Annotated in this window: 18 protein-coding genes; 11 read left to right on the top strand and 7 right to left on the bottom strand. The window is 68.5% G+C overall.

Annotated features, from left to right (window positions below):
- Positions 1-10: 10 nt before the first annotated feature.
- The 4 genes from rpsR to VD997_09570 all read right to left on the bottom strand — a co-directional run bounded on the left by rpsR (position 11) and on the right by VD997_09570 (position 2,735).
- Positions 11-253, bottom strand: a complete 243-nt coding sequence (gene rpsR / locus VD997_09585; GenBank protein HYE62236.1) for a 30S ribosomal protein S18 — start codon at positions 251-253, stop codon at positions 11-13.
- 137 nt (positions 254-390) lie between these two features.
- On the bottom strand, positions 391-885 hold the full coding sequence (locus VD997_09580) for a DoxX family protein (GenBank protein ID HYE62235.1): 495 nt from the start codon (positions 883-885) through the stop codon (positions 391-393).
- The gene (locus VD997_09575; GenBank protein ID HYE62234.1) at positions 885-1,541 is read right to left on the bottom strand and encodes a rhodanese-like domain-containing protein; all 657 of its coding nucleotides are present in this window, start codon (positions 1,539-1,541) and stop codon (positions 885-887) included. The genes VD997_09580 and VD997_09575 overlap by 1 nt, the downstream gene beginning before the upstream one ends.
- 3 nt (positions 1,542-1,544) lie before the next feature.
- Positions 1,545-2,735 carry a DUF1573 domain-containing protein gene (locus VD997_09570; protein ID HYE62233.1) on the bottom strand — a complete coding sequence of 397 codons (1,191 nt, stop codon included), beginning with the start codon at positions 2,733-2,735 and terminating at the stop codon, positions 1,545-1,547.
- 232 nt (positions 2,736-2,967) lie between these two features.
- On the opposite strand from VD997_09570, the gene VD997_09565 reads away from it, so the two are divergent.
- The 3 genes from VD997_09565 (at position 2,968) to VD997_09555 (ending at position 7,375) form a co-directional block, all read left to right on the top strand.
- Positions 2,968-4,152, top strand: a complete 1,185-nt coding sequence (locus tag VD997_09565) for a tRNA-dihydrouridine synthase (protein ID HYE62232.1) — start codon at positions 2,968-2,970, stop codon at positions 4,150-4,152.
- Between the two features lie 176 nt (positions 4,153-4,328).
- Positions 4,329-5,654, top strand: a complete 1,326-nt coding sequence (locus VD997_09560; protein HYE62231.1) for a Glu/Leu/Phe/Val dehydrogenase — start codon at positions 4,329-4,331, stop codon at positions 5,652-5,654.
- 80 nt (positions 5,655-5,734) lie between these two features.
- Complete coding sequence (locus VD997_09555) at positions 5,735-7,375, top strand: PAS domain-containing protein (GenBank protein HYE62230.1); 1,641 nt, start codon at positions 5,735-5,737, stop codon at positions 7,373-7,375.
- Positions 7,376-7,618: 243 nt separating this feature from the next.
- On the opposite strand, the gene VD997_09550 is transcribed toward VD997_09555, so the two are convergent.
- The gene (locus VD997_09550; GenBank protein ID HYE62229.1) at positions 7,619-9,172 is read right to left on the bottom strand and encodes a hypothetical protein; all 1,554 of its coding nucleotides are present in this window, start codon (positions 9,170-9,172) and stop codon (positions 7,619-7,621) included.
- A gap of 207 nt (positions 9,173-9,379) precedes the next feature.
- Here VD997_09550 and VD997_09545 point away from each other — a divergent pair, with 207 nt between their 5' ends.
- Positions 9,380-10,930 carry a hypothetical protein gene (locus VD997_09545; GenBank protein HYE62228.1) on the top strand — a complete coding sequence of 517 codons (1,551 nt, stop codon included), beginning with the start codon at positions 9,380-9,382 and terminating at the stop codon, positions 10,928-10,930.
- A gap of 65 nt (positions 10,931-10,995) precedes the next feature.
- Here the strand turns inward: VD997_09545 and nth are convergent, their stop codons facing one another.
- Together nth and VD997_09535 are read right to left on the bottom strand one after the other, a co-directional pair.
- A complete protein-coding gene (gene nth, locus VD997_09540; GenBank protein ID HYE62227.1) occupies positions 10,996-11,772 on the bottom strand; it encodes an endonuclease III in 777 nt (258 codons plus the stop codon).
- A gap of 6 nt (positions 11,773-11,778) precedes the next feature.
- Positions 11,779-12,465 (bottom strand): hypothetical protein, encoded by a 687-nt coding sequence (locus VD997_09535; protein HYE62226.1) that lies wholly within the window; start codon positions 12,463-12,465, stop codon positions 11,779-11,781.
- 58 nt (positions 12,466-12,523) lie between these two features.
- Between VD997_09535 and VD997_09530 the strand changes: the two genes are divergently transcribed.
- The 7 genes from VD997_09530 to uvrA all read left to right on the top strand — a co-directional run bounded on the left by VD997_09530 (position 12,524) and on the right by uvrA (position 22,621).
- Positions 12,524-13,270 (top strand): hypothetical protein, encoded by a 747-nt coding sequence (locus tag VD997_09530; GenBank protein HYE62225.1) that lies wholly within the window; start codon positions 12,524-12,526, stop codon positions 13,268-13,270.
- A 126-nt stretch (positions 13,271-13,396) separates the two neighbouring features.
- Positions 13,397-15,649: an excinuclease ABC subunit UvrB gene (locus VD997_09525; GenBank protein HYE62224.1), complete on the top strand. Its 2,253-nt coding sequence runs from the start codon at positions 13,397-13,399 to the stop codon at positions 15,647-15,649.
- Between the two features lie 21 nt (positions 15,650-15,670).
- Positions 15,671-16,570: a hypothetical protein gene (locus VD997_09520; GenBank protein HYE62223.1), complete on the top strand. Its 900-nt coding sequence runs from the start codon at positions 15,671-15,673 to the stop codon at positions 16,568-16,570.
- A gap of 48 nt (positions 16,571-16,618) precedes the next feature.
- Entirely contained in the window at positions 16,619-17,815 is a 1,197-nt protein-coding gene (locus tag VD997_09515) for a glycosyltransferase family 4 protein (GenBank protein HYE62222.1), read from the top strand.
- Positions 17,816-17,830: 15 nt separating this feature from the next.
- Complete coding sequence (locus tag VD997_09510; protein HYE62221.1) at positions 17,831-19,051, top strand: glycosyltransferase family 4 protein; 1,221 nt, start codon at positions 17,831-17,833, stop codon at positions 19,049-19,051.
- Positions 19,048-19,263, top strand: a complete 216-nt coding sequence (locus VD997_09505) for a hypothetical protein (protein ID HYE62220.1) — start codon at positions 19,048-19,050, stop codon at positions 19,261-19,263. The genes VD997_09510 and VD997_09505 overlap by 4 nt, the downstream gene beginning before the upstream one ends.
- Before the next feature lie 97 nt (positions 19,264-19,360).
- Positions 19,361-22,621, top strand: a complete 3,261-nt coding sequence (gene uvrA, locus VD997_09500) for an excinuclease ABC subunit UvrA (protein HYE62219.1) — start codon at positions 19,361-19,363, stop codon at positions 22,619-22,621.
- The last annotated feature ends 2 nt before the right edge of the window (positions 22,622-22,623 follow it).

Genomic DNA, 22,623 nt, shown 5'->3' with positions numbered 1-22,623 from the left:
TCGGAAAGCCTTACAGCGTGGCCGAGGTGTACGGCAGCAGGGCCATGAACCGGGCCCGCTTGATCGCCTGCGACACCATCCGCTGCTCGCGGGCCGAGGTGCTCAGGCGCTTGCGGCCCAGGATCTTGCCGTTGGGGCTCATCAGGCGGCGGAGGGTCTCGACGTCCTTCCAGTCGACGAAGGTGTCGCCGGTGGCGGAGACGTGGGCGACGCGGATCTTCTGAACGTTACCGAAGCGGGGGAACTTGCTCATGGAGTCTCGTTTCCGTCCTGGTCATTGGGCCCGTCCTTCTGGCCGGCAACACGCCGGGTGGACAGGCGACGGTGGGAGGGGATGTTAGGTCAGGACCCCGGCAGGGTCTACCGGCGTTGGGAAGGGCCAGGAGGGCTCTAGCGGGTCGACTCCCGGTCGATCGCCAGCGGGCCCGGCCCCCACACCAGCACCGGAACCGCCATCGCCAGCAGGACCACGTCCCGCCAGATCTGGCACATGCCCAGCGTCTCGCCGCACGGCCACTCCAGCTCCCCGAAGCAGGTGCACGACACGCTCAGCTGCACGCCCATCTTGATGCGGATCAGCACCGATGCGATCATCACGATGAACGCCACCAGCAGCGCCCCAATGAGCAGTGCCGAGGCCCGCGCCCACAGCCCGATCACCAGGAACGCGCCCGCCAGCAACTCGATCCACGGCATCGCGAAGGCCGTGAACACGGTCAGGTAGTCCGCACGCTCGGGGATGAGCTTGAAGGCCGCGATGGCCTCGGCGAAGCCCTGCGGGTCGCGCAGCTTCATCACGCCGGCCACGATGAACAGCCCGCCCAGCACCACGCGGCACGGCAGCACCAGCCAACCCATCGGCCTCACGGTCGTGGAGGTCGCCATCAGTTCCCTCCGATCGGCGGCTTGCCCGTCTGCGTCGGGTGCCCGGCCTTCACCCACTCCGGGTAGCCGTCGTGCATGATGCGGGCCTGCATGAAACCGGCCTGCTGCAGCAGCCGCACCAGGTTCTTGGAAGCGTCGCACATCCCGCCGCCGCAGTACACCACCACTGGCGCGTCACGGTCGAGCACGCCCATCACCTCGCCGCCGCCGGGCGTCGCGAACGACTCGGTCGTCAGCCACAGCGCTCCCGCCACGTGCCCCTCCTCGTACTCATTGAGGTGGCGGGCGTCGAGGAACACCACGCGGTTGTCGTGCAGCAGCTTCGCCTGCGCGATGGTGATGTTGATCTCGTCCATCGGGTCCGCCGCGGCGGGCGGCGGGGGCGTGGGTGGCTGCGACGCGGGCGTGTTGCCGGTCCTTGCCGGTGTGCTCGAAGGAGCACCCGCAGGCGTGCCGCTGGTCGCAGGAATCCCGCTTGGCGCGGGGGCCGGGTTGCCCTTGTTCGCGTAGGCGTCCCAGTCGATGACGCCGGGCTGCAGCAGCCTCAGCGTCACCGGCTTGTCGCTCACCTTCGCATGGATGGTGGCGTGAAGACCCCCGGCGATCACGCCGAGGGTCACCAGAGCCGCCGCGCGGTAGAGGAGGAGTGAGGGCATGGCTCAGCGGTAGAGCGAGCTGGGATTGGCGGCCCACGGATCAACCGGGGCGCCGGTGGGGTTGTTGAACTTCTGCGCCGGGGCCTGCTGCGGCACGTTGGCGAAGCCGTTGTAGGGGATCTTGAAGCTCTTCTCCTCCGCGCCCTCGACGTTCACCACGATGTCACCGCGGAAGCCCGACTGCACGCTCGGGGCGGTGCCCGCGAGGGTGATCGTCCACGTCTGCGGGTTGCTGCCCGGCACCTCGGCGAAGGTGATCTCGTTGAAGATCTTGGTGCCCAGCGCCGCTTCTTCCGCCGACACGATCTTGAACGGCTTCCCGGCGCGGCTGGTCACCCGCACCGACGAGTTCACCGGCGAGCCCGGGGGCACGTTGAACATCTGCACGATGCGGGGCATCACGTTGAAGTCGCCCACCACCTCGCCGCTCACGCCCAGGTTCAGGAACCGGGCGGGGTCGCTCGTGCGCACCGTGACCTGGCCCACGATGTTGCCGACTTCGGCCGTGGGGAGCAGCGTGACCTCCATCGGGATCACGAACAGCTTCTCGTCGCCCACCATCTCTTCCTTGATCTGGTCGGTCTTGATCTCGGCCTTCACGTTCGGGTTGCTGGCGGTGGCCTGCGTGGGGGCCAGTTCGCCCTTGCGCGAGTAGATCTTGATGGTCGACTTCTGCTCCTTGCCCTTGGGCGCGTTGTAGAACGTCGCCGCGGCGGGGTCCAGGTACATCATCGGGCGGATGTCCGAGTGCACGGCCAGCTGCACCGACGGCGTCGCCGGGTCGTTGCTCTGCACCGTGACCATCGTCTGCTGCTTGCCGCGCCGGTTGTGCGGGTCATAGGTCACGCTGATCTCGCCGCCCTCGCCCGGCTCGTACTCCTTGTCGGCCAGGGCGGGGACGGTGCAGCCGCAGGAGCCCGAGACCGTGCCGATCTTGAGCGTGGTCTTACCGGTGTTGGTGAACTTGAACACCGTGGTGACCTTGTTCTCGTCGGTGATGACGCCGAAGTCGTGCGAGTTCTTGTCGAAGGAGATCTTGGGGGCGTCCGCGGGGATGTTCGCGCCCGGGACGGGCTGCGCGGGCTGGGCCGGGTGCGGGTGCGAGTGGCCGGCGTGGCTGTCCTGCGCACGGGCGAAGGGAACGGCGACGGCGAGACCGGCGACAGCGACGACAGCGGCGGTGCGGAGGTTCATGAGGCTCGTCTCCTGTTGAGTCCAGTGAGGTCTGAGGTGTTCCAGGGCTGCCCCGAGGGGCCGACGCCGGTTGTTTGTCGGTCGGCGCAGCCTGTTCGGTGAGGTTCAATAACCAAATAGGGGAGTCAGCAGGCGCGGGAACCGGGCTCCGGGGCCGTGCAGGCCCTTGGGCCCCCAGCGTAGGTCCGATCAGTCGCGGCCCTTCCGCTTGGGCCACTTACACTCCCGCAGAATGCTGCGGATCGGTCATATCACCCTGCCCACGAACCTGCTGCTGGCCCCCATTGCGGGGTACTGCGACCTGGCCTTCCGCACCGTGTGCCGGGAGTGGGGGGGCGTCGGTCTGGCCTGCACCGACCTGCTCAGCCCGCAGGGCCTGCTCCGCGGCACCGCCACCAGCCTCGACCTCGCCAAGACCAACGACTTCGATAAGCCCGTGGGCATGCAGCTCTACGGCAGTGACCCGGAGATCATGGCCGAGGGCGCCCGCTGGGCGGTGGAGCACGGCGCCACGATCGTCGACATCAACATGGGCTGCCCGGTCGACAAGGTGACCAAGAAGGACGGCGGCAGCAAGCTGCTGACGGACCTCTCCCGCGCAGTGGCGATCGCGGAGCGCGTGAGGAAGGAGCTGGACAAGCTCCCGCTGAGCGAGGACGAATGGCAGCGGCGGCAAGGGCCAGAAGTGGCAAAGTGGCAAAGTGGCGAAGTGGCAAAGTGCGGGCACGAGTCAGTGCCTTCTCCTCACTTTACCACTTTGCCACTCAGCCACTCTGCCACTTCTTCCCGCACCGTCCCCCTCACCTGCAAGATGCGCCTCTGCTGGCACGACGCCGACTACCAGGCGGGCAACGCCTGCTCGCCGCACCTCGCGCGTGCACTCGCCGACGTCGGCGTCGCCGCCGTTACCGTGCACGGGCGCACCACGGAGATGAAGTTCTCGGGCGAGTGCCAGCGTCCCGGCATCGCCCGCGTGGTCGAGGCGGTCAACGGGGCCATCCCCGTGATCGGCAACGGCGACGTGCGCGAGGCGGTTGACGCCGTGACCATGATCCGGGAGACCGGCTGCCAGGGCGTGATGATCGGGCGCGGCGCCCTCTCCACCCCCTGGATCTTCCGCGACTGCTGGACGCTTCTGACCGAGGGTTACGTGCCCGCCCCGCCGGGCGAGACCGAGATACTGGGCACCATGCGGCGCTACTTCGACCTCATGCGGCAGACGCGCGACGACCGCTACGCCATGTTCCAGATCAACCGGCGCGTGACGTGGTTCGCCAAGCGGCTGGGCCCCTGTAAACCCTTCAAGGAGGCCGTCCGGACCGCCCGCGCCCCCGACGAGGTCTACGCCATCTTCGACCGCTACCTCGCCGGCGACCTCCGCGGCGGCCGCCACGAGGTGGAAGAACAGGAAGCCTGAGAGAACAGGAACCCTGAGCGTCAGCAATTGCAAGCCGCGCCTCCGCGGCTTTCCGCCACCGTCGGCTATCCCCGGTTGCCTTCCGTCCCGTGTCCTCGCTGCACCCATCCCACGCGCCCTCTTCAGGCCATTGCTCCACCGACGCCGCCGATCTACGCTTCCTTCCCTGCAAGAGCATGCAGCAGGTGAATATCCACTCGTTCTCTGAGCAAAACACCATGACCACCCACCCCGACGTGTTCGCCGACGCCCTCAAGCGCCTCGAAGTCGCCTCCAAGCACGCCGACGTCCACGCCGAGACCCTCCAGCGCCTCAGCCTCCCCAAGCAGTTCCTCGAAGTCTCCATCCCCGTCCGCATGGACAACGGCAGCCTCCAGGTCTTCACCGGCTACCGCTGCAAGTACGACGACACCCGCGGCCCCGCCAAGGGCGGCATCCGCTTCCACCCCGACGTCAACCCCTCCGAGGTCAAGGCCCTGGCCTTCTGGATGGCTTTCAAGTGCGCCGTCGTCGGCCTGCCCTTCGGCGGCGGCAAGGGCGGCGTCATCGTTGACCCCACCAAGCTCTCCATGGCCGAGCTCGAGCGCCTCAGCCGCGGCTACATGCGCGCCATCGCCTGGGCCGTGGGCCAGGACATCGACGTCCCCGCCCCCGACGTCAACACCAACCCCCTCATCATGGCCTGGATGTGCGACGAGTACGCCATCGTCAAGGGCCACCGCGAGCCCGGCGTCATCACTGGCAAGCCCGTCGCCATGGGCGGCTCGCTCGGGCGCGAGGACGCCACCGGGCGCGGCGGCTTCTACTGCCTTAAGGAGCTGCAGGCCCGCATGGGCTGGGACCTCACCAAGCAGAAGCGGACGATCGCGGTGCAGGGCTTCGGCAACGTGGGCGACCACTTCGCGCGCCTTGCCGCCCAGGACGGCTGGACCGTCGTCGCCGTCTCCGACCGCAACGGCGGCGTATACAACCCCGCCGGGGTGCCCGTGCTCAAGCTGGCGGAGAACAAGACCAAGACCGGCCTGCTGCCCCCCATCTCCGTGGCCGGCGCCGGCTGCACCCCCATCAGCAACGAGGCCCTGCTCGAGCTCAATGTCGACGTGCTCGTCCCCGCCGCCATCGAGAACGTCATCACCGAGGCCAACGCCTCCCGCATCAAGGCCCCCATCATCATCGAACTGGCCAACGGGCCGGTCACCAGCCAGGCCGACGCCATCCTCAACTCCAAGAACGTGATCGTCGTCCCCGACATCCTGGCCAACGCCGGCGGCGTCACCGTCAGCTACTTCGAGTGGGCCCAGAACAAGGCGGGCTTCTACTGGACCGCCGACGAGGTCCGCGAGCGCCTGGAGATGATCATGCGGCGCGAGTTCTCCGCCGTGTACGAGATCATGCGCAGCAAGAAGATCGACATGCGCACCGCCGCCTACGCCCACGCCCTGCAGCGCCTGGGCCCCGCTCTCGAGAGCACGGGCACCGCGCAGCGGTTCGCCAAGGAGTAGACCGGGCGCGATTAAGGGAAGGGTGAAAGCTCTTGCATCCTGGGCCCATACCGCTGGGCGCGCGGTATCTTGCCGCCCGCATGCGTGCTCTGCTCCAACTCAGCCCCGCCGCCCGCCGGCGGGTGGCCATCGAAGTGCTCATCGGCGCCGCTTTCGCCGCCACGGGATTGGGGATGCGGCTGCTCATCGACCCGGCCGTGGGCACCCGCCAGCCTTTCCTCCTTTCACTGTGCGCCGTGATCCTTGCCGCGTATTGGCGGGGGACGTTCGCGGCCACGACGGCCCTCATCATCGGGCTGCCGCTCTGCACACTCCTCTTCGTGGAACCGCGGGGCACGCTGGTGGTCAGCGGAACCGCCGAGCTCCTCAACCTGCTCTTCTCGATCATGATGGGGCTGCTGATCGTGGGCGTAACCCGCCAGCGCGGGCACGCGCGCCGGCGTGCCGCGAACGCCGAACGGGACCTCCGGGATCAGGAGGAGCTGCTCAAGGTCGCCACCGCGGCCGCGCGCCTGGGCGTGTGGAGCTGGGACGTCGCCACCGGGACGATCTACCGCTCCCCGGAGCTCGAGCGGATCGTGGGGCTTGAGCCCGGCAGCGTGGACCGGTCGCGGGAGCCGATGGCCACCCGCGCCATCGACGAGGACAGGGCGCGGGTGCACGCTGCCCTCGCGGAAGCTGTCCGCACCGGCAACGAGTTCGAGGTCGAGGGCCGCTTCCTGCGGGCCGACGGCGTGGTCCGCTGGATGTACTCGCGCGGCCGCCCGCTGGTGGGCCCCTCGGGCAAGGTCGAGCGCGTGGTGGGGGTGGGGCTGGACATCACCGAGCGCAAGGCCGCGGAGGAGAGCCTCCGCCGCAGCGACGAACGCTTCCGCCTGGCCCTCTCCACCAACGCCGTCATCGTCTACGAGCAGGACGAGCAGCTCCGCTACCGCTGGGTCTACCCCGACAACTCCGACCAGCACCGCCGCAGCATCGGCAAGACCGATCTTGAGCTGGTGGGCGAACCCCACGGCACGCGGCTATACGAGCTCAAGCAGCGGGTCCTGCAAACCGGCGTCCCCGAGCGCCACGAGATCGAGGTGCCCCTGGAGGCCGGCGTCTTCCACTACGACCTCATCATCGAGCCGCGGCGGGGGGCGGACGGCAAGCCCAACGGCGTCATCGGCGTTGCCACCGACATCACCGCCCGCCGCGTCGCTGAGGCCGCGGAGAAAGCCAACCAGCAGCGCCTCGACCTCGCCCTCTCGGCCGCCCACATGGGCATCTGGTCGTGGGACTCGCGGCGGCAGCGGCTGGAGTGGTCCAAGGAGATGTTCACGCTGCACCAGGCGGCGCCCGGCGTGACCTCGCTCTCGGGTGAGGAGCTGCGGGCTTTCGCCGAGTCCCTGGTTCACAAGGACGACTTGCCCCGCCTGAAGGCCACCATCGCCCGCAAGCTCGAGCGCAACGAGGACTTCGACCTCGAGTATCGGGTGACGCTCAACGGCGAGGAACGCTGGATGTGCACCCGCGGCCAGAAGATCGACCTGGGCCACGGCCAGTTCCAGGTGCTGGGCGTCGTCATGGACATCACCCACCGCAAGCAGGTCGACGAAGAGCTCGCCCGCTACCGCCGTGAGCTGGAGAACCTCCTCGCCCAGCGCACGCTGGCCCTGCAGGAGCTCAAGGCCTCTCAACAACAGCCACCACAAGCGCCGCGCCCGGTGCGCGCCTCCTAGCCTGACTTATCGCGCCGCATCAACGTGGCGCGCTGCGGATTCGAAGTCGCGCGTGGCAGGGCTCGCCGCCCTGCCCGACCACGCCCCGGCGCAAGCGTGCACCGGCGCCGCCGGGTTTTTGCGGCGCGGGCCCCGCCCCCGCGCCCTCCGCGAGAGGCCCTCTTCCGCAGGAACGACAGAGGGCCCGCGCTCTCCCGCGCGGGCCCTCTTCAATTTCACTGTTCCCTTTTCACTCTTCCCTTTTCAGCACGTCCCCCCGCCCAGCACGCGGAAGAAGGCCTCGATGTCCTGGTCGGTGCCGATGTCGCCGTCGCCGTTGAAGTCGGCGCCCGCGTGCCAGCAGGTGTCGCAGCAGGTGCCGCCCAGGCAGGCGAAGAAAGCCTCGATGTCCTGGTCGGTGCCCGAGTCCCCGTCGCCGTTGAAGTCCTGCGGGCCGCACGAGGGCGGGGTCACGGGCGTGAAGGCCCGCACCCGCAGCAGCGACGCGTTGTTGCTGCCGCCCGCAGAGGCCGTGGCCGCGGGGTCGGACTTGAGGCGCGACGCGAAGTAGCAGTAGCCATCGTCCAGCAGCACGGCCTGCTCCTGCATGAGGTGCACGTACAGGCTATTGTCGGCGGTGCCGTCGGCGTCCAGGTCCACCGGCTGGCTCTCGCGGGCGATGATGGTCGTGCCGTCGGCGACGATGATGTCGTCGGTCAGCGAGGACGCGTTGCTGTTGCCCATGACGACGTAGTGCCCGCCCGCGGCCCCGCGGGCGGCGCGGAAGGGGGTCTCCCACAGCTCGGTCGAGCCGGGGATCACGGGCGCGCCCGAGCGGGCGATCACGACGCCGTTGCGCACCACCCAGCGGACAGCGTCGGCGTTGCGCCCCATGGCGAACCACGTGCCGTCGGGGTCCATCCAGATGCCGCCGCCGCTCACGCTCTCCATCTGCGAGACGGGGGAGGTGAAGCCCGAGCCGGGCAGCACGCTGCCCTCCTGGATCCGCACCACGCCGTCAACGACGACAACCTGGTCGATGGTGGTGTCCACGCCCACCTTGCCCAGGGCGATGTAGTGCGTGCCGCTGTCGTCCACCATCAGCCCGTTGGTGTCCAGGTCCTGCCAGTTCTGGTCCGTCGGGGTCGACTGCCCGGTCGGCGCGCTGTTGAACATGTCGATCAGCACCGAGTCGCCCGAGAAGGCCGACTCGCTCGTCCCCTGCACCGGCCCCACGGCCGCCATGAACGAGACTGTGCCGTCCGCGGCGATGTTCGCCCCATTGAAGCTGCCGGTGTACAGGTTGCCGCCCGGGGCTGCTTCGCCCGGGCGCACCAGCGTGAAGGCCGAGCCGTTCCACGTCGCCAGCCGCTGGTCGGTCGCGGTGGCGCCCGCGGGCCCGAAGCCCATGGTCCACCGCCCGCCGTCGTTCATCCGCGGCACCGCCAGCCCGCTGAAGTTGATGAACTCCTCCAGCCCCGTGAACGGGTTGGTGCCGATGGAGGTCACGCCCTCCTGCGCCAGCACCTGTGTGGTGCGTCCCGTGCCGAGCACGAACACCTGGTCCTGCGCCCCCACGCCGGTGTTGGTCGTCGCGACCGTGTACCACTGGTTCGTGGTGGCCGTGCGGTACAGCTTGTTGCCGAAGTTGGTGTACTTGGCCTCCGGGAAGTTGGGCAGCCCGCCCGGAACCAGCGACAGCGGCGAGCTGCTGGCGTTCAGCCCGTTCAGCCCCGCGACCTCCACCATCTGCGCCTGCACGCCCCCGGCCAGCACCACCATGGCGAACACACAACCACCAGTGACGAGTTTCTGCACGGATCCTCTCCCTTATTGACCGCACGAATAGATGACCGCCGCACGGAACGCACGGCCCCTTCCATACGTCCGCAACAGATGTTTGGCCGCACCGATCCCGCCAGATTCCCTTGGCGGCAACGTCCTCAAACCATCCATTACGCGGCAGACCCCCCATCCTCACACCCACCCCCACAATGCGGCGGTATCCTCTAGGTCCACCAGCCCATGACCCTCGCCGAGTTCCTCGCCCATCACCGCCTTACCGAGAACCCCTTCCGGGGCGAGGAGGCGCGCTCGGACCCGGTCTTCGGCCGCATGAGCGGGCCCCCGCCGCTCGCTCCCGGCCGCATTGAGCACAGCCACGAGCTCCTGCACGCCGACTTCGAGAAAATCGTCGGCGACCTCCGCCGCCCCAGCAGCAGCGTGGTCTTCGGTGAGAAGGGCAGCGGCAAAACCGCCATCCGCATGCAGATTGCCTCCAGGGTGGCCGAGCACAACCTCGCCAACCCCGGGGCCAAGGTCCTGCTCGTGGCCTACGACGACCTCAACGGCGTGCTCGACCGTATTCACGAGCGCGTCGGCGGCAAGACCCCGCTCGAGTCGCTCCAGAAGGTCCGGCTGGTGGACCACCTCGACGCCGTCCTCGCCGCCGTGGTCCCGCGCTTGAGCGACGCCATCCTGGCCCAGGGCCCCGAGCCCGTCGAGCTGCCCGCCGACCCCAAGGAGCTGCTCAAGCGCCTCGACATCACCCTGCGGCGCGACCTGCTCCTGCTCCAGGCCCTCTATGACCGCCCGGAGAACGCCGCCGAGCGCACCATCGACATGCGCCGCCGCCTCAAGTTCCTCCCGCCCCTGCGCATCATCAGCAACAACGCGGCCCTGGTCGTGTTCCCCCTGGCGATCCTGGCCGCGTTGCTGTGGACCAAGTTCGCCCCGCCGCCCAGGCTCGACAGGCAGCTCGCCGCCATGGTCCTCGCGGGGGCCGCGGGCCTCTACGCCATCTTCGCCCTCAAGGTCGGCGTATGGGACCGCTGGAAGCTGCTCCGCACCGCCACCCGCCTGCGCCGCCAGATCCGCGTCGTCGCCCGGCGCGACGAGTCCTACGGGCGCTCCCTCCGCGAGATGCCGCCCAACGCCCGCGGCGTGCAGTACCTCCCCGTCACCGACAGCGACGAGCCCCGCTACGGCGCCATCGACCGACTGCGCCGCGTGCTCCGCGCCCTGGGCTATGTCGGGCTCGTCGTCATCGTTGACCGCGTGGACGAGCCGACGCTCATCAGCGGCGACCCCGACCGCATGAAGGCCGTGATCTGGCCCATGCTCAACAACAAGTTCCTGCAGCAGGAGTCGATCGGCTTCAAGCTGCTGCTGCCCGTCGAGCTGCGGCATGCCGTATTCCGGGAGAGCTCCGCGTTCTTCCAGGAGGCCCGCCTGGACAAGCAGCACTTTGTCGAGAACCTCCAGTGGACCGGCACCACGCTGTTTGACCTCTGCAACGCCCGTATCGCCGCGTGCACAAAGACCGGCGAGAAGCCGCCGGACCTCATGGACCTTTTCGCCGAGGACGTCACCCGCCAGGAGCTGCTTGAGGCGCTCGAGCGCCTGCACCAGCCCCGCGACGCCTTCAAGCTGCTCTACCGCTGCGTCATGGAGCACTGCGCCAGCGTCACCGCCGCGCAGAACGAGTGGAAGATCCCGCGCCACACGCTCACCAATGTGCTGAAGTCAGAGACCGAGCGGGTGCAGCAGATGTACCGGGGCATCCGCCCGGCCTGAGTCTTCTCGTATAAGTCCTATAGGTCCTATGGGTCCTATAGGACCAATCCGGGACCGCATCTTGCTCACCGCTCCAGCTCGCACCGGATCCCAAACCGGTCACAGATCGGGTGCTCGCGGCAGCACTTCCCCCCCGACCGCCGCGCCGAGCACGCCCGCCGCCCGTGCCAGATGAGCATGTGGCTCACCTCACACCAGCTCTCCTGCGGGAACAGCGCCATCAGGTACCGCTCGACCATCGCCACCGTCGAGCCCTCGGGCACCAGCGCCAGGCGGTTGCTCAGCCGCTCGATGTGCGTGTCGACGACGAACCCCGCGTTGATGCCGTACGCGTTGCCCAGCACCACATTCGCCGTCTTCCGCGCCACCCCTCGCAGCGTGAGCAGCTCGTCCATCGTCCGCGGCACCTCGCCCCCGAACCGCTCGACCACCGCCTTCATCGACTCGTGCACCGCCCGTGCCTTGTTGCGGAAGAACCCCGTCGTCCTCACGTACGGCTCGATCTCCTCCGGCGTGCTCGCGGCGTAATCCGCCGGCGTGGGGAACCGCTCGAACAGCGCGGGGGTTGCCTTGTTCACGCCCACGTCCGTGCTCTGCGCCGACAGGATCGTCGCGATCAGCAGCTCGTGCGGCTTCGTGTAGTTCAGCTCACAATGCGCGTCGGGGTAGTGCTCGCGCAGCGCGTCCAACAGTGAGAGCGCCCGCTTCTTCTGCGGGGCGGACACCTTTGGCAGATCGAACGGGTGCTCCGGCTCGGGGCTAGCGGCTGGACGCCGCGGCGTCGTCGCCGCGTCTTCCGCCTTTGCCATCTTCTTCGTCTTGCGCTTCGGTGCCTTCGCCATAACCGCTCACGAACTCGCCGGTCGCGAACCTGCGGTACCCGCCGCCGTCCCACTCGCTGGCGCCACCGGCTTGGCCGTCCCCGCCCCGCTTGTCGCGACTCCACCGCCAGCGACGCTCGTCGCGCTCCCAGCCCGCGCCACCACCGCCTCCCGCGTCAACGTCCACGCCGCCACCGCCAACGCCACCACCAGCGCCACCGCCGTCACCGCCAGCGTCCCCGACGCCGTGGGATGATCCGCGTTGAACGCCTGCGCGAACACCTCCGCCCGCTGGTTGTCCCCCGCCTCCGCTGCCTTCCAGTACTGCCCGACGTTCGCCGCCATCCGCGGGCGCAGCACCAGCACGCTGTACCCCAGCACCATCAGCAGCAACCCCGCCGTCGCCCACCGCGCTCCCGCAGCCACGTACGTCAGCTGCTTGTGCACGGTCAGGAACACCAGCGACGTCACGCACGCGATGAGGCACAGCCCCTCGCCGATCGACGACAGCACGAACCCGCGGTTGGCGATCCGCCCGGCCGCGATCCGCCAGTGCTCGCCCGTGTACGCCTGGTACTTGCCCAGCGTCGGCTCCATGTCCCGCATCATCGGGAACACCGTCGCCGCCATCAGCCCCGTCATCACGATCAGCCCCAGCCACACCGCCAGCGAGGCGATGTACACGGTCTCGAGCGCGGCCCGTTTAGGCGTCATGCCCCCATGGTAGTGCCGCCGCGCTCGGGCCTTCCCCGGCATGCTACAACATGGGGACGTGTTCACGCTCCGCACCAGCCTCTCGCTCACCGGCATCACCGAGCCAGTCACCGACGCGCCCGGCCCCCGCGCCCTTATCGAGTGGGGCGCGGCCCTGGGCTACCGCGCCGTGCAGCTCGACGCCGCTCTCCCCGGCATCCGCCCGCGCGAGCTGGACCGCTCCGGCCGGCGCGACCTCGCCTCGCTCCTCCGCCGCTCGCAGCTGGAGTTCAGCGGCCTGGACCTGTGGATCCCCGCCGCGCACTTCCTCGACCCCGCCCAGCAGGACCGCGCCGTCTCAGCGGTGGTGGGGGCCCTGGAGCTCACCGCCGAGCTCGCCCGCCTCACCAGCGGCACACCGCTCGTCAGCATCGCCCTGCCCGAGAAGACCGCCCCCACGCTGCTCGACTCACTCCGCTCCGCCGCCGAGCTCCACGGCAGCACCCTCGCCGACCACTCGTGGCCCTCCCGGGGCGGCGAAGGCCCGCTCGCCATCGGCATCGACCCCGCCGAGCTCCTCGCCGCACGCCTCGACCCCGCGGCCGAGGTGCCCAGGCTCCCCGTCACGCCCGCCGCCGCGCGCCTGTCGGACTACGCCAACGCCGGACGTGTCGCTCCCGGACGAGGACAGCTGGACGTTCTCGCCTACCAGATCGCCCTCTCGACCAAGGGCTACCGCGGCTTCGCGGTGGTAGACCTGCGCCGCGTGCGCAACCAGGCCGATGCCGCACGCCAGGCGCTCGAGGTCGCGTCCAGCGCACCCTGAGCTGCGAACCGTACAGGAAGAACAAACGGCGCCCATCGGCGACGTTTGTGCGCAAAATCGTCGACATACCAGCGTTTTCACCCCGCATGCCTACCCAAACAAAGGCCGTGCGGGTAACGTTCCCCTGTGACCAGCAAGCCCTTCAAGGTCGTCTCGCCCTTCGCCCCCATGGGCGACCAGCCCACCGCCATCGAGAAACTCGCGGCGGACCTCAACGCCGGCAGGCCCGCGGCCGTGCTGCTCGGCGCCACCGGCACCGGCAAGACCTTCACGATGGCCAATGTCATCGCCAAGGTGGGCAAGCCCACGCTCATCATCAGCCACAACAAGACGCTTGCCGCCCAGCTGTTCGAGGAGCTCAAGGAGTTCCTGCCTGAGAACAGCGTCAACTACTTCGTCAGCTACTACGACTACTACCAGCCCGAGGCCTACATCCCGCAGCGCGACATCTACATCGAGAAGGACTCCTCGCGCAACGACGATCTCGACCAGCTCCGCCTCGCCGCCACCAGCAACATCCTCTCGCGGCGCGACACCGTCGTCGTCGCCTCCGTCTCGTGCATCTTCGGTCTGGGCAGCCCCGAGGCCTACGGCGACAAGGTGCTCACGATCACCAAGGGCATGCGGGTCGACCGACGCAACTTCCTCCTCGCCCTCAGCTCCATGCAGTACGCCCGCAGCGAGATGGAGTGGAAGCGCGGCCAGTTCCGCGTGCGGGGCGACGCACTGGACATCTGGCCCGCGTACGAGAAGTACGCCGTGCACATCGAGCTCTTCGGGGACGAGGTGGACCGGCTCGAGCTGATCAACCCCACCAGCGGCGAGATCCTCGCCGAGGAGCGCACGTTCCACCTCTTCCCCGCGGTGCACTACGTGATGCCCGAGAACCAGCTGCACAGCGCCCTCGACGCCATCCGCGCCGAGCTCGATGCTCGTGTCATGGAGTTCCGCAGCCAGGGCAAGCTGCTGGAGGCCCAGCGACTGCTCTCCCGCACCAAGTTCGACCTCGAAATGCTCGCCGAGACCGGCACCTGCCCGGGCATCGAGAACTACTCGCGGTTCATGGATGGGCGCGCCCCCGGCGAGCGGCCCTTCTGCCTCATGGACTACTTCGACTACGCGCCGTCACGCGGCAGCGACGGCCACCCGCGCCTGGGCGGCACCCGGCGCGACATCTCCGAGCGTCTGACCGCCGACGCGAGCATCGCCGCGATGACCGACGGGCCGGTGATCACCCACCCGCGCCGCCCCAACTTCCGCGACTGGCTGCTCATCATCGACGAATCGCACGTCACCATCCCGCAGATCAGGGCCATGTTCAACGGCGACCAGGCCCGCAAGACCGTGCTCGTTGAGCACGGCTTCCGCCTGCCCTCGGCCCTCGACAACCGGCCGCTTCGCTTCGAGGAGTTCGAGGCCATCGTGCCGCAGGTGATGTTCGTCTCCGCCACGCCCGCGAAGTACGAGCTGGAGCGCACCGGCGGCGAGGTGGCCGAGCAGGTCATCCGCCCCACCGGCCTGCTCGACCCGCAGGTGGAAGTGAAGCCCACCAAGGGCCAGGTGCCCGACCTGCTCGAGCAGTGCCAGGCCCGCGTGGCGGGCGGCGAGCGCGTGCTCGTGACCGCCCTCACGAAGCGGCTCTGCGAGGACCTCGCGTCGTACATGGCCGAGAAGGGCCTGCGCGTCCGCTACCTCCACAGCGACATCGAGACGCTCGACCGCATGGAGATCCTCGCCGACCTGCGCCTGGGCAACTTCGACATCCTCGTGGGCGTCAACCTGCTGCGCGAAGGCCTCGACCTGCCGGAAGTCTCGCTCGTCGCCATCCTCGACGCCGACAAGGAGGGCTTCCTCCGCTCACCCACCAGCCTCATCCAGCTCATGGGGCGTGCCGCCCGCAACGTCAACGGCAAGGTGATCATGTACGCCGACCAGATCACCCCCGCGATGCAGGGCGCCATCGAGGAGACAGAGCGCCGGCGCGTCAAGCAGCTCGCCTACAACGAGGCCCACGGGATCACCCCGACCACCATCAAGAAGGCGGTCCGCCGCGGCCTTGAGGAAGAGCTCAAGGCCCGCAAGCGCGCCCGCGAGGGGATCGCTACAAACGAGCCCGAGTTCGAGATCGACGAGCTCATCAAGGAGATGGAGGGCGAGATGCTCGCAGCGGCCAATGACATGGCCTTCGAGCGCGCCGCAATGATCCGCGACCAGGTGCTCAAACTCCGCCGCAAGCGCGAGGAGATCGCCAAGCACGGCGGCAGCACCAAGATCCGACGCTCCGAGGTCGAGAACGCCAGTCACCGCGGCAAGAAACGACCCGAGGCCAAGGCCGGCATGCCCGGCTCCCGCGCGGGAAAGCGCCGCAAGGGACGCTGAACTCCTGTTAGACTGCCGCTCATGGCCAAGACACTCACCGAGTTCATGGGCGAAGTTCCGCGCGTCTGGAACACCGTCGCGTTCTCCGCCGCGCTCGTCGTCAGCGGCTACGGCTGGTTCACCTACAGCAACGTGTACCGGTGGGTGAGCGAACTCCAGTTGGCCACGCTGGGCTCGTTCAGCACCAAGCTCAGCGTGCTGCTCACCGTGCTCCTCAACATGGTCATCTTCGGCGCCCTCGTGCGGCTGCTGGTTTCGCTGAAGGTCATCCGCAGAGCCACCGACGCGGAGGTGCAGGCGCACGTCGAACGCACGATGGCGCAGCGCCACGGGTTCAAGTCCCCGTACCTGTTTCCGATCATGCTCGCGCCGTGGGGGCTCATTGCGCTCGGCGCGGGCCTCTGGGCGCACCTCGGTGGCAAGGAGGTCGAGGCGACCAGAGTCACGCACGCGCAGGTGCTCAAGGGCGACATCCCGCGGGCGAACTACATCACCATCGGCGGCCACCTCGTCCCCGATGGGGCAGTGTCGTACGGGTCCACCGGGTCGGTGGATAACTACATCCCTCTGCTGCCACTCGATTGGGACGTCGGCCAACCCATCAAGGTCTTCGTGGAGACCAGGGAGGTCCTGCCCGAGTCGATCCGCGAGGTGACCGGGATGAAGTGGCCGCTGGGGTTGCCCGGACCAGTGCGGGCAGAGTTCGAGAAAGTGGGTCTCGATGTAAAAAACGCGATCCTGATTAAGCTCGGCTCGACCCCTCCCGACTGGGCTCGGACCAGCCTGTTGATGTTCATTGTCGGCGGGGTAATGCTGGGCATCGCCGCAGTCACAGGGGCGGCAGCCCTGGTGGCCCACCGGCGCGAGCGTGCGGCGGAATCCCAGACGGTTGATGCACCACAACCCGCGCCTCCTGCCTGACTCATCCGCATGCGCAGGATGGTGACTCCGCGGGGGCGGAGGTGTCGCATGAACCTGTGCGTGAGCCGCAACCTCGACGACATCACCCCGTCGCGGCTCCCCCCGCTCGACGCTACGCCCGGCGTGCTCCGCCTGCTCTACGTCGGCATCCCCATCATCGGGTTCGGCACCCTCACCCGCGAACTGCGGGCCTTTTGCGAGCACCGCCCCGACGTCCATGCCGTGCACGTGTCGCTGGTGAACAGCACGCCGATGAAGTGCCTGAACCGTCTGTCGCCTATCCCCTGGAACTGCCACCTCCGCGTCTGGCGCTCGGCCCAGATGTGGCGGCGGAAGCTTTACCGGTGGTGCCGCCCCGGCGGGCCGCTGGACATCCGCCGCTTCGACGCCGTGCTCGTGTCGCCCCAGCCATACGCGTGGGCCTTCTGTGACCTCAAGGACGCGGGCCACGACTTCACCCTCGCAGTGAACATCGACGCCACCACCGCCAACATCGTCCGCGACTTCGGCGACTCGCGACTTACCACCTTCGCCCTGCACCGGGCCGACCAGCACGTGTTCGACCACGCCGACCTTATTACCTGCATGGGCAACTGGTCACGACACTCGGTGGTGAACGACTACGGCGTCCGCCCGGAACGCACGATGCTGGTCCCGCCGATTGCCCCGCCAGTCACCACCCACGCCCGCCACGACCACGCTGGCCTGCCCCGGATCGTCCTCGTCGGCCATGACTGGAAGCGCAAGGGGGGGCCCGAGCTGCTCGCCTGGCACCAGCAGCACTGGCGCGACCGTGCCGAGCTGCACTTCATCGGCGGCGACGGCATCCCCAAGTTCCGCTCGCCGCCCCGCAACGTCACCTTCCACGGCCGCCAGCCCCGCGAGCGGGTGATGCACGAGCTGCTCCCCGGTATGGACCTCTTCGTCATGCCCACAAAGCGTGACATGTCGCCCTGGGCACTGCTGGAGGCCGCGGCCATCGGGCTGCCGGTGGTCAGCACCCGCGTGGGCGGCGTGCCCGACCTCGTCGACGACGGCATCACCGGCTTCCTCGCCGAGCGAGACAACCACGCCGGTTACATTGCCGCCATTGAGCGGCTCATCGCGGACCGCGAGCTCCGCCGCCGCATGGGCGAGGCGGGGCGCGCCCACGCGCAGCGGTTCAATCGGGAGGCGGTCTACTCGCGCCTGATCGACCGCCTCAAGTCGCTGTACCATGCCCCCGCCCTCGCCCCCGCAGCCTAGGTCGGGAACCCGCCCTTGATCCGCGCCCTCAGTGCCAACCTCACCAGCATCACCCCCGACGTGCTCGCCGCCCTGCGGAGCCCCAGCGGCCGCACGCGCATCCTCAGCATCGGCGTCAGCCAGTTCGGCCTCATGACCTACCTCCAGGAGCTGGAGAAGTACTGCGCCGGGCGCGACGACGTCGAGCTCGTCTACGTCACGATGCACAACTCGCTGCTGGAGCGCCTCTGGAGCCGCTTCCCCAACCCCCGCAGCAAGGCCCGCATAGCCGAGCGCATGGTGAGCATGTGGCGGCGGCGGATGCGGTCCTGGCTAAGCCCCCGCGGCCCGCTACCAGTGGACCTCTTCGACGCGGTGGTCGTCTGCCCCCAGCTGTACGCGCTCGGGGCTGTCGATGTGAAGCGCGCCGGTACAGCGACCAAGCTAGCAGTCATTCTTGACGCCACAGTCGCGAACACGATTCGTGACATGAATGACGATGGGCCTGTGCAGCGGCGGCTGCTCGAAGAGGACCGCGCGATCTTCCAGACCGCCGAGCTCGTCGGCTGCATGAGCACCTGGGCGGCCGACTCGGTCCGCAACGACTTCGGGGTCCCGCCCGAACGCATCTGCCCAATGCTGCCGACCGTCGGCATCGTCGACCTGCCGCCGCGCCCGCCGGTCGATCCCAGCAAACCTGTCAAGCTTGTCTTCGTTGGCCGTCACTGGTGGCGCAAGGGCCTGCCCGAGCTCCTGCGTTGGCACCAGCAGCACTGGGCGACCCGCGCCGAGCTGCATGTCATCGGCAACGAGGCCGAGCTGACCATCGCCAAGGGCGCCCGCAACGTGATCGTGCACGGCACCGTTCCGCGCGAGCGGCTCATGCGCGAGCTCATGCCGGCCATGGACCTGTTCGTTCTCCCCACTGTGCAGGACATGTCCCCCGCGGCGATCGCCGAGGCCATGGCGGCGGGGTTGCCGGTTGTCAGCGCCCGCCTCGCCGGTATCCCCGACATGGTGGTCCATGGCGAGACCGGCCTGCTCGTCACCCCTCGCGACGAGGCTGGTTACATGCAGGCAATCGGCTCGCTGATTGAGGACCCCGCTCTCTGCCGCCGCATGGGTGAGGCCGCGCGGCGGCGTGCCGAGACCCACTTCCGGCGCGAGGTGGTCTACGGCCGTTTCGTCGACCGCCTGATTGCACTGACGCTGCCCGCCGCAGGGAAGCCCGCCCCCGCGGGCTACAGTCCGGCGTGAGCACTCAAGGCCGATACCCGGGCTTCTTCAGCCGCCTGCGTTTCTACCTGATCGGCCTGGCGATCGGGCTGATGATGCTGGGCTTCTTCCAGCTGAGCAAGCGGAATGAGGCCGCGCGGAACCAGGCCCAGGCCGAGCGTGCCGGCCCACCGAAGCAGCCCGCGAACGACCCTCTCTTTCCGCCCTTGCCGGGTGGCGAGTTGAAGAAGTAGCCCGGGAATCCGTCTGGACAGGGCCTGCCTTCACATCCGGCCCAACTACGAACGCGAAGCAAACAAGCCCGGTACCATCGCGGGCACGGAGGTTCCATTGGCCCCACAGGGAAGTCCAGCGGTGAGCGGGCGGAAGAAGACTCAGGCGGGCAACGACGGGGTGAACGGTAAGGCGGAGGGGTTCATCGAGCCCCGCCCGGTGGTGGCCGGCGCGCCGTTGCTTGGCCCCTGCGCCACCATGCGCACGAGCGCCAGCGCCGATGCGCAGCGCTCCATCCGCGTGCGCGGCGCCCGCGAGCACAACCTCAAGAACATCGACGTCACCATCCCTCGCGACAAGCTGGTGGTGATGACGGGGCTGTCGGGGTCGGGGAAGAGCTCGCTGGCGTTCGACACGATCTTCGCCGAGGGGCAGCGGAAGTACATGGAGTCGCTGTCGGCGTACGCGCGGCAGTTCCTCGATCAGCTGAAGAAGCCCGACGTCGATGAGATCGAGGGCATCCCGCCGACGATCGCGATCGAGCAGCGCTCGGCGAGCAGCAACCCGCGCTCGACCGTCGCGACGACGACCGAAATCTACGACTACCTGCGCCTGCTGTACGCGCGGTGCGCCCGCCCCTACTCCTGGGCGGTGACCAAGACGAAGAAGGACGGCACCGTCCTCGAGCGCTCGGGCAAGCCGATCTCTGCGACCAGCAGCACGCAGGTGGTGGACGCGATCATGGGCAAGCCGTCGGGCACCCGCCTGATGGTGATGGCGCCGGTGGTCCGGGGCAAAAAGGGCTTCCACCGCGAGGTGCTCGAAGAGCTCTCGTCGCAGGGGTGGAATCGCGCCCGCGTCAACGGCACGATCGTCGATCTGCGCGACGTGCTGAAGGAGCCGGGCGAGAACCCGCTGGGCCTGGGCCGCCACGAGAAGCACACGATCGAGGCTGTGATCGACCGCATTGCCCTCGCGCCCGACGGTCGCCAGCGGCTGGCGGAGTCGGTGGAGGCCGCGCTGCGGCTGGCCAACGGGGTGATCGTGATCTCGGTGGAGTCGCCGGGGGACAACGGGCAGAGCACGTGGATGGACCAATCGTTCTCCACACGCTTCAGCGACCCCGAGCACCCCGAGGTGGCGCTCGAAGAGCTGGCGCCACGGCTGTTCTCGTTCAACTCGCCATTCGGGGCGTGCCCGGCATGCAACGGGCTGGGCACGATCCTCGAGTTTGACCCTGACCTGGTGATCCCCAACCGCTCGCTGAGCCTGGCCGAGGGGGCGGTGGCGGCGTGGTGCAAGAACGGGCCGGTGCGGGCGTGGTTCAACCGCAAGCTGCGGCGGTTCTGCAAGGACTTCGCGGTCTCGTTCAATGACCCGGTCAGCGGCTTTTCCCCCGATCAGATGAAGGCGCTGCTGCACGGCAGCACAAAGCCGAAGTTCGAGGGCGTGATCCCGAACATTTCCGACTGGTGGAAAAGTACGGAGAACACGGGTGTCAAGGAGTGGCTGTCCACGTTCCTCTCCAGCTCGCCCTGCAACACCTGCAACGGTGATCGGCTGAGGATCGAGGCGCTGCATGTTCTGCTGGATAGCACGCATGGTGTGGAGAGCGAAAAAGCGTGCAGCGGCACGGTCATCGGCCGCCCGGAGAAGGCCGCGAAGACGGTCCACCACCTCAACATCGCGGAGCTCTCGCGGCTGACCATCACCGAGGCCGCGGCGTACGTCAATGGCCTCAAGCTGTCGCCCGAGCAGACCGTGATCGCCGAGCCGATCCTGAAGGAGATCAACAACCGCCTGCGGTTCCTCGCGGGCGTGGGGCTGGAGTACCTCTCGCTGGACCGGCGCACCGGGACGCTCAGCGGCGGCGAGGCCCAGCGCATCCGCCTGGCCTCGCAGGTGGGCTCGGGTCTGGTGGGCGCGTGCTACGTGCTGGACGAGCCGACGATCGGCCTGCACCAGCGCGACAACGCGCGGCTGATCTCGACGCTGCGGCACTTGACCGACATTGGCAACACCGTGATCGTCGTCGAGCACGACGAGGACATGATCCGTGCTGCGGACCACCTGATGGACATCGGCCCCGGCCCGGGCGTGCACGGCGGGCGAGTGGTCGTGCAGGGCACAGTCGACGAGGTCATCAACCACCCGACCTCCATCACCGGCGACTACCTCGCGGGCCGGAAAAGGATCGAGCTGCCCCGCACCCGCCGCAAGCTGACCGAAAAGAACGCGATTGCCATCAAGGGCGCCCGCGAGAACAACCTCAAGAACGTTGATGTCTGCTTCCCCCTCGGCGGGCTGGTCTGCGTGACGGGCGTGAGCGGCTCGGGCAAGTCGACGCTGGTCAACGACATCCTGCTGGCGGCCGCGAAGCAGGAGCTTCTGGGCTCACGCACGAAGCCCGGCAAGCACGCGTCGTTCAAGTGGCCCAAGACCCTCGACCGCGTGATCGAGGTGGACCAGAGCCCGATCGGGCGCACCCCGCGGAGCAACCCGGCGACGTACACCGGCATCTTCGACGAGATCCGCAAGGTGTTCGTGCAGACGAAGGAGGCCAAGATCCGCGGCTACAAGCCCGGGCGGTTCTCCTTCAACGTGCGGGCGGAGGCGGGGGGCGGCCGGTGCGAGGCGTGCCAGGGGCAGGGCCTCAAGAAGATCGAGATGCACTTCCTGCCCGACGTGTATGTCGAGTGCGAGGTCTGCCGCGGCAAGCGGTACAACCGCGAGACGCTCGAGGTGACGTACCGCGGGCGGAACATCGCGGACGTGCTGGACATGACGGTGGAGGAGGGGCTGGAGTTCTTCGCCGCGCACCCGAAGATCGTGCGGTTCCTGCAGTGCCTGCACGATGTGGGGCTCGACTACGTGAAGCTTGGCCAGCCGAGCACGCAGCTCTCGGGCGGCGAGGCCCAGCGCATCAAGCTGGCGACGGAGCTGGGCAAGGGGCAGAGCGGGTCGGCGGCGGTGGAGCCGCTCGCCCAGGGTGAGGGCGATCCCGAGGAGGGCGACGCCCTCGCGGCGTACGCGTCGGCCAAGAAGAGCGCGAAAAAGGCGGCTCCGAAGGAGACGGCACTCGGCAGCAGCCCCTACGGACACACGCTCTACGTGCTCGACGAGCCCACCACTGGCCTGCACTTCGAGGACATCCGCAAGCTGGTGAACGTCATGAACCGCCTCGCCGATGCGGGCAACACGCTGGTCGTCATTGAGCACAACCTCGACGTCATCAAGTGCGCGGACTGGCTCATCGACCTGGGGCCCGAGGGCGGCGAGAAGGGCGGCACCATCGTGGCCGTCGGGACTCCAGAGCAGGTTGCGAAGGTCGGGGCCAGTCACACAGGGCGGTACCTGGCCCCGATGCTGAAGGCGTGAGC

The organism is Phycisphaerales bacterium (assembly GCA_035627955.1).
Lineage (GTDB): Bacteria > Planctomycetota > Phycisphaerae > Phycisphaerales > UBA1924 > JAEYTB01.
The sequence above is the reverse complement of the archived record's forward strand: the minus strand, read 5'-3'. Positions and strand labels throughout refer to the sequence as shown.

Excerpts from the sequence above, each read along its gene's own strand:
- rpsR (HYE62236.1), bottom strand. The coding sequence starts at position 253 with ATGAGCAAGTTCCCCCGCTTCGGTAACGTTCAGAAGATCCGCGTCGCC.
- VD997_09580 (HYE62235.1), bottom strand. The coding sequence starts at position 885 with ATGGCGACCTCCACGACCGTGAGGCCGATGGGTTGGCTGGTGCTGCCG.
- VD997_09575 (HYE62234.1), bottom strand. The coding sequence starts at position 1,541 with ATGCCCTCACTCCTCCTCTACCGCGCGGCGGCTCTGGTGACCCTCGGC.
- VD997_09570 (HYE62233.1), bottom strand. The coding sequence starts at position 2,735 with ATGAACCTCCGCACCGCCGCTGTCGTCGCTGTCGCCGGTCTCGCCGTC.
- VD997_09565 (HYE62232.1), top strand. The coding sequence starts at position 2,968 with ATGCTGCGGATCGGTCATATCACCCTGCCCACGAACCTGCTGCTGGCC.
- VD997_09560 (HYE62231.1), top strand. The coding sequence starts at position 4,329 with ATGCAGCAGGTGAATATCCACTCGTTCTCTGAGCAAAACACCATGACC.
- VD997_09555 (HYE62230.1), top strand. The coding sequence starts at position 5,735 with ATGCGTGCTCTGCTCCAACTCAGCCCCGCCGCCCGCCGGCGGGTGGCC.
- VD997_09545 (HYE62228.1), top strand. The coding sequence starts at position 9,380 with ATGACCCTCGCCGAGTTCCTCGCCCATCACCGCCTTACCGAGAACCCC.
- nth (HYE62227.1), bottom strand. The coding sequence starts at position 11,772 with ATGGCGAAGGCACCGAAGCGCAAGACGAAGAAGATGGCAAAGGCGGAA.
- VD997_09535 (HYE62226.1), bottom strand. The coding sequence starts at position 12,465 with ATGACGCCTAAACGGGCCGCGCTCGAGACCGTGTACATCGCCTCGCTG.
- VD997_09520 (HYE62223.1), top strand. The coding sequence starts at position 15,671 with ATGGCCAAGACACTCACCGAGTTCATGGGCGAAGTTCCGCGCGTCTGG.
- VD997_09515 (HYE62222.1), top strand. The coding sequence starts at position 16,619 with ATGAACCTGTGCGTGAGCCGCAACCTCGACGACATCACCCCGTCGCGG.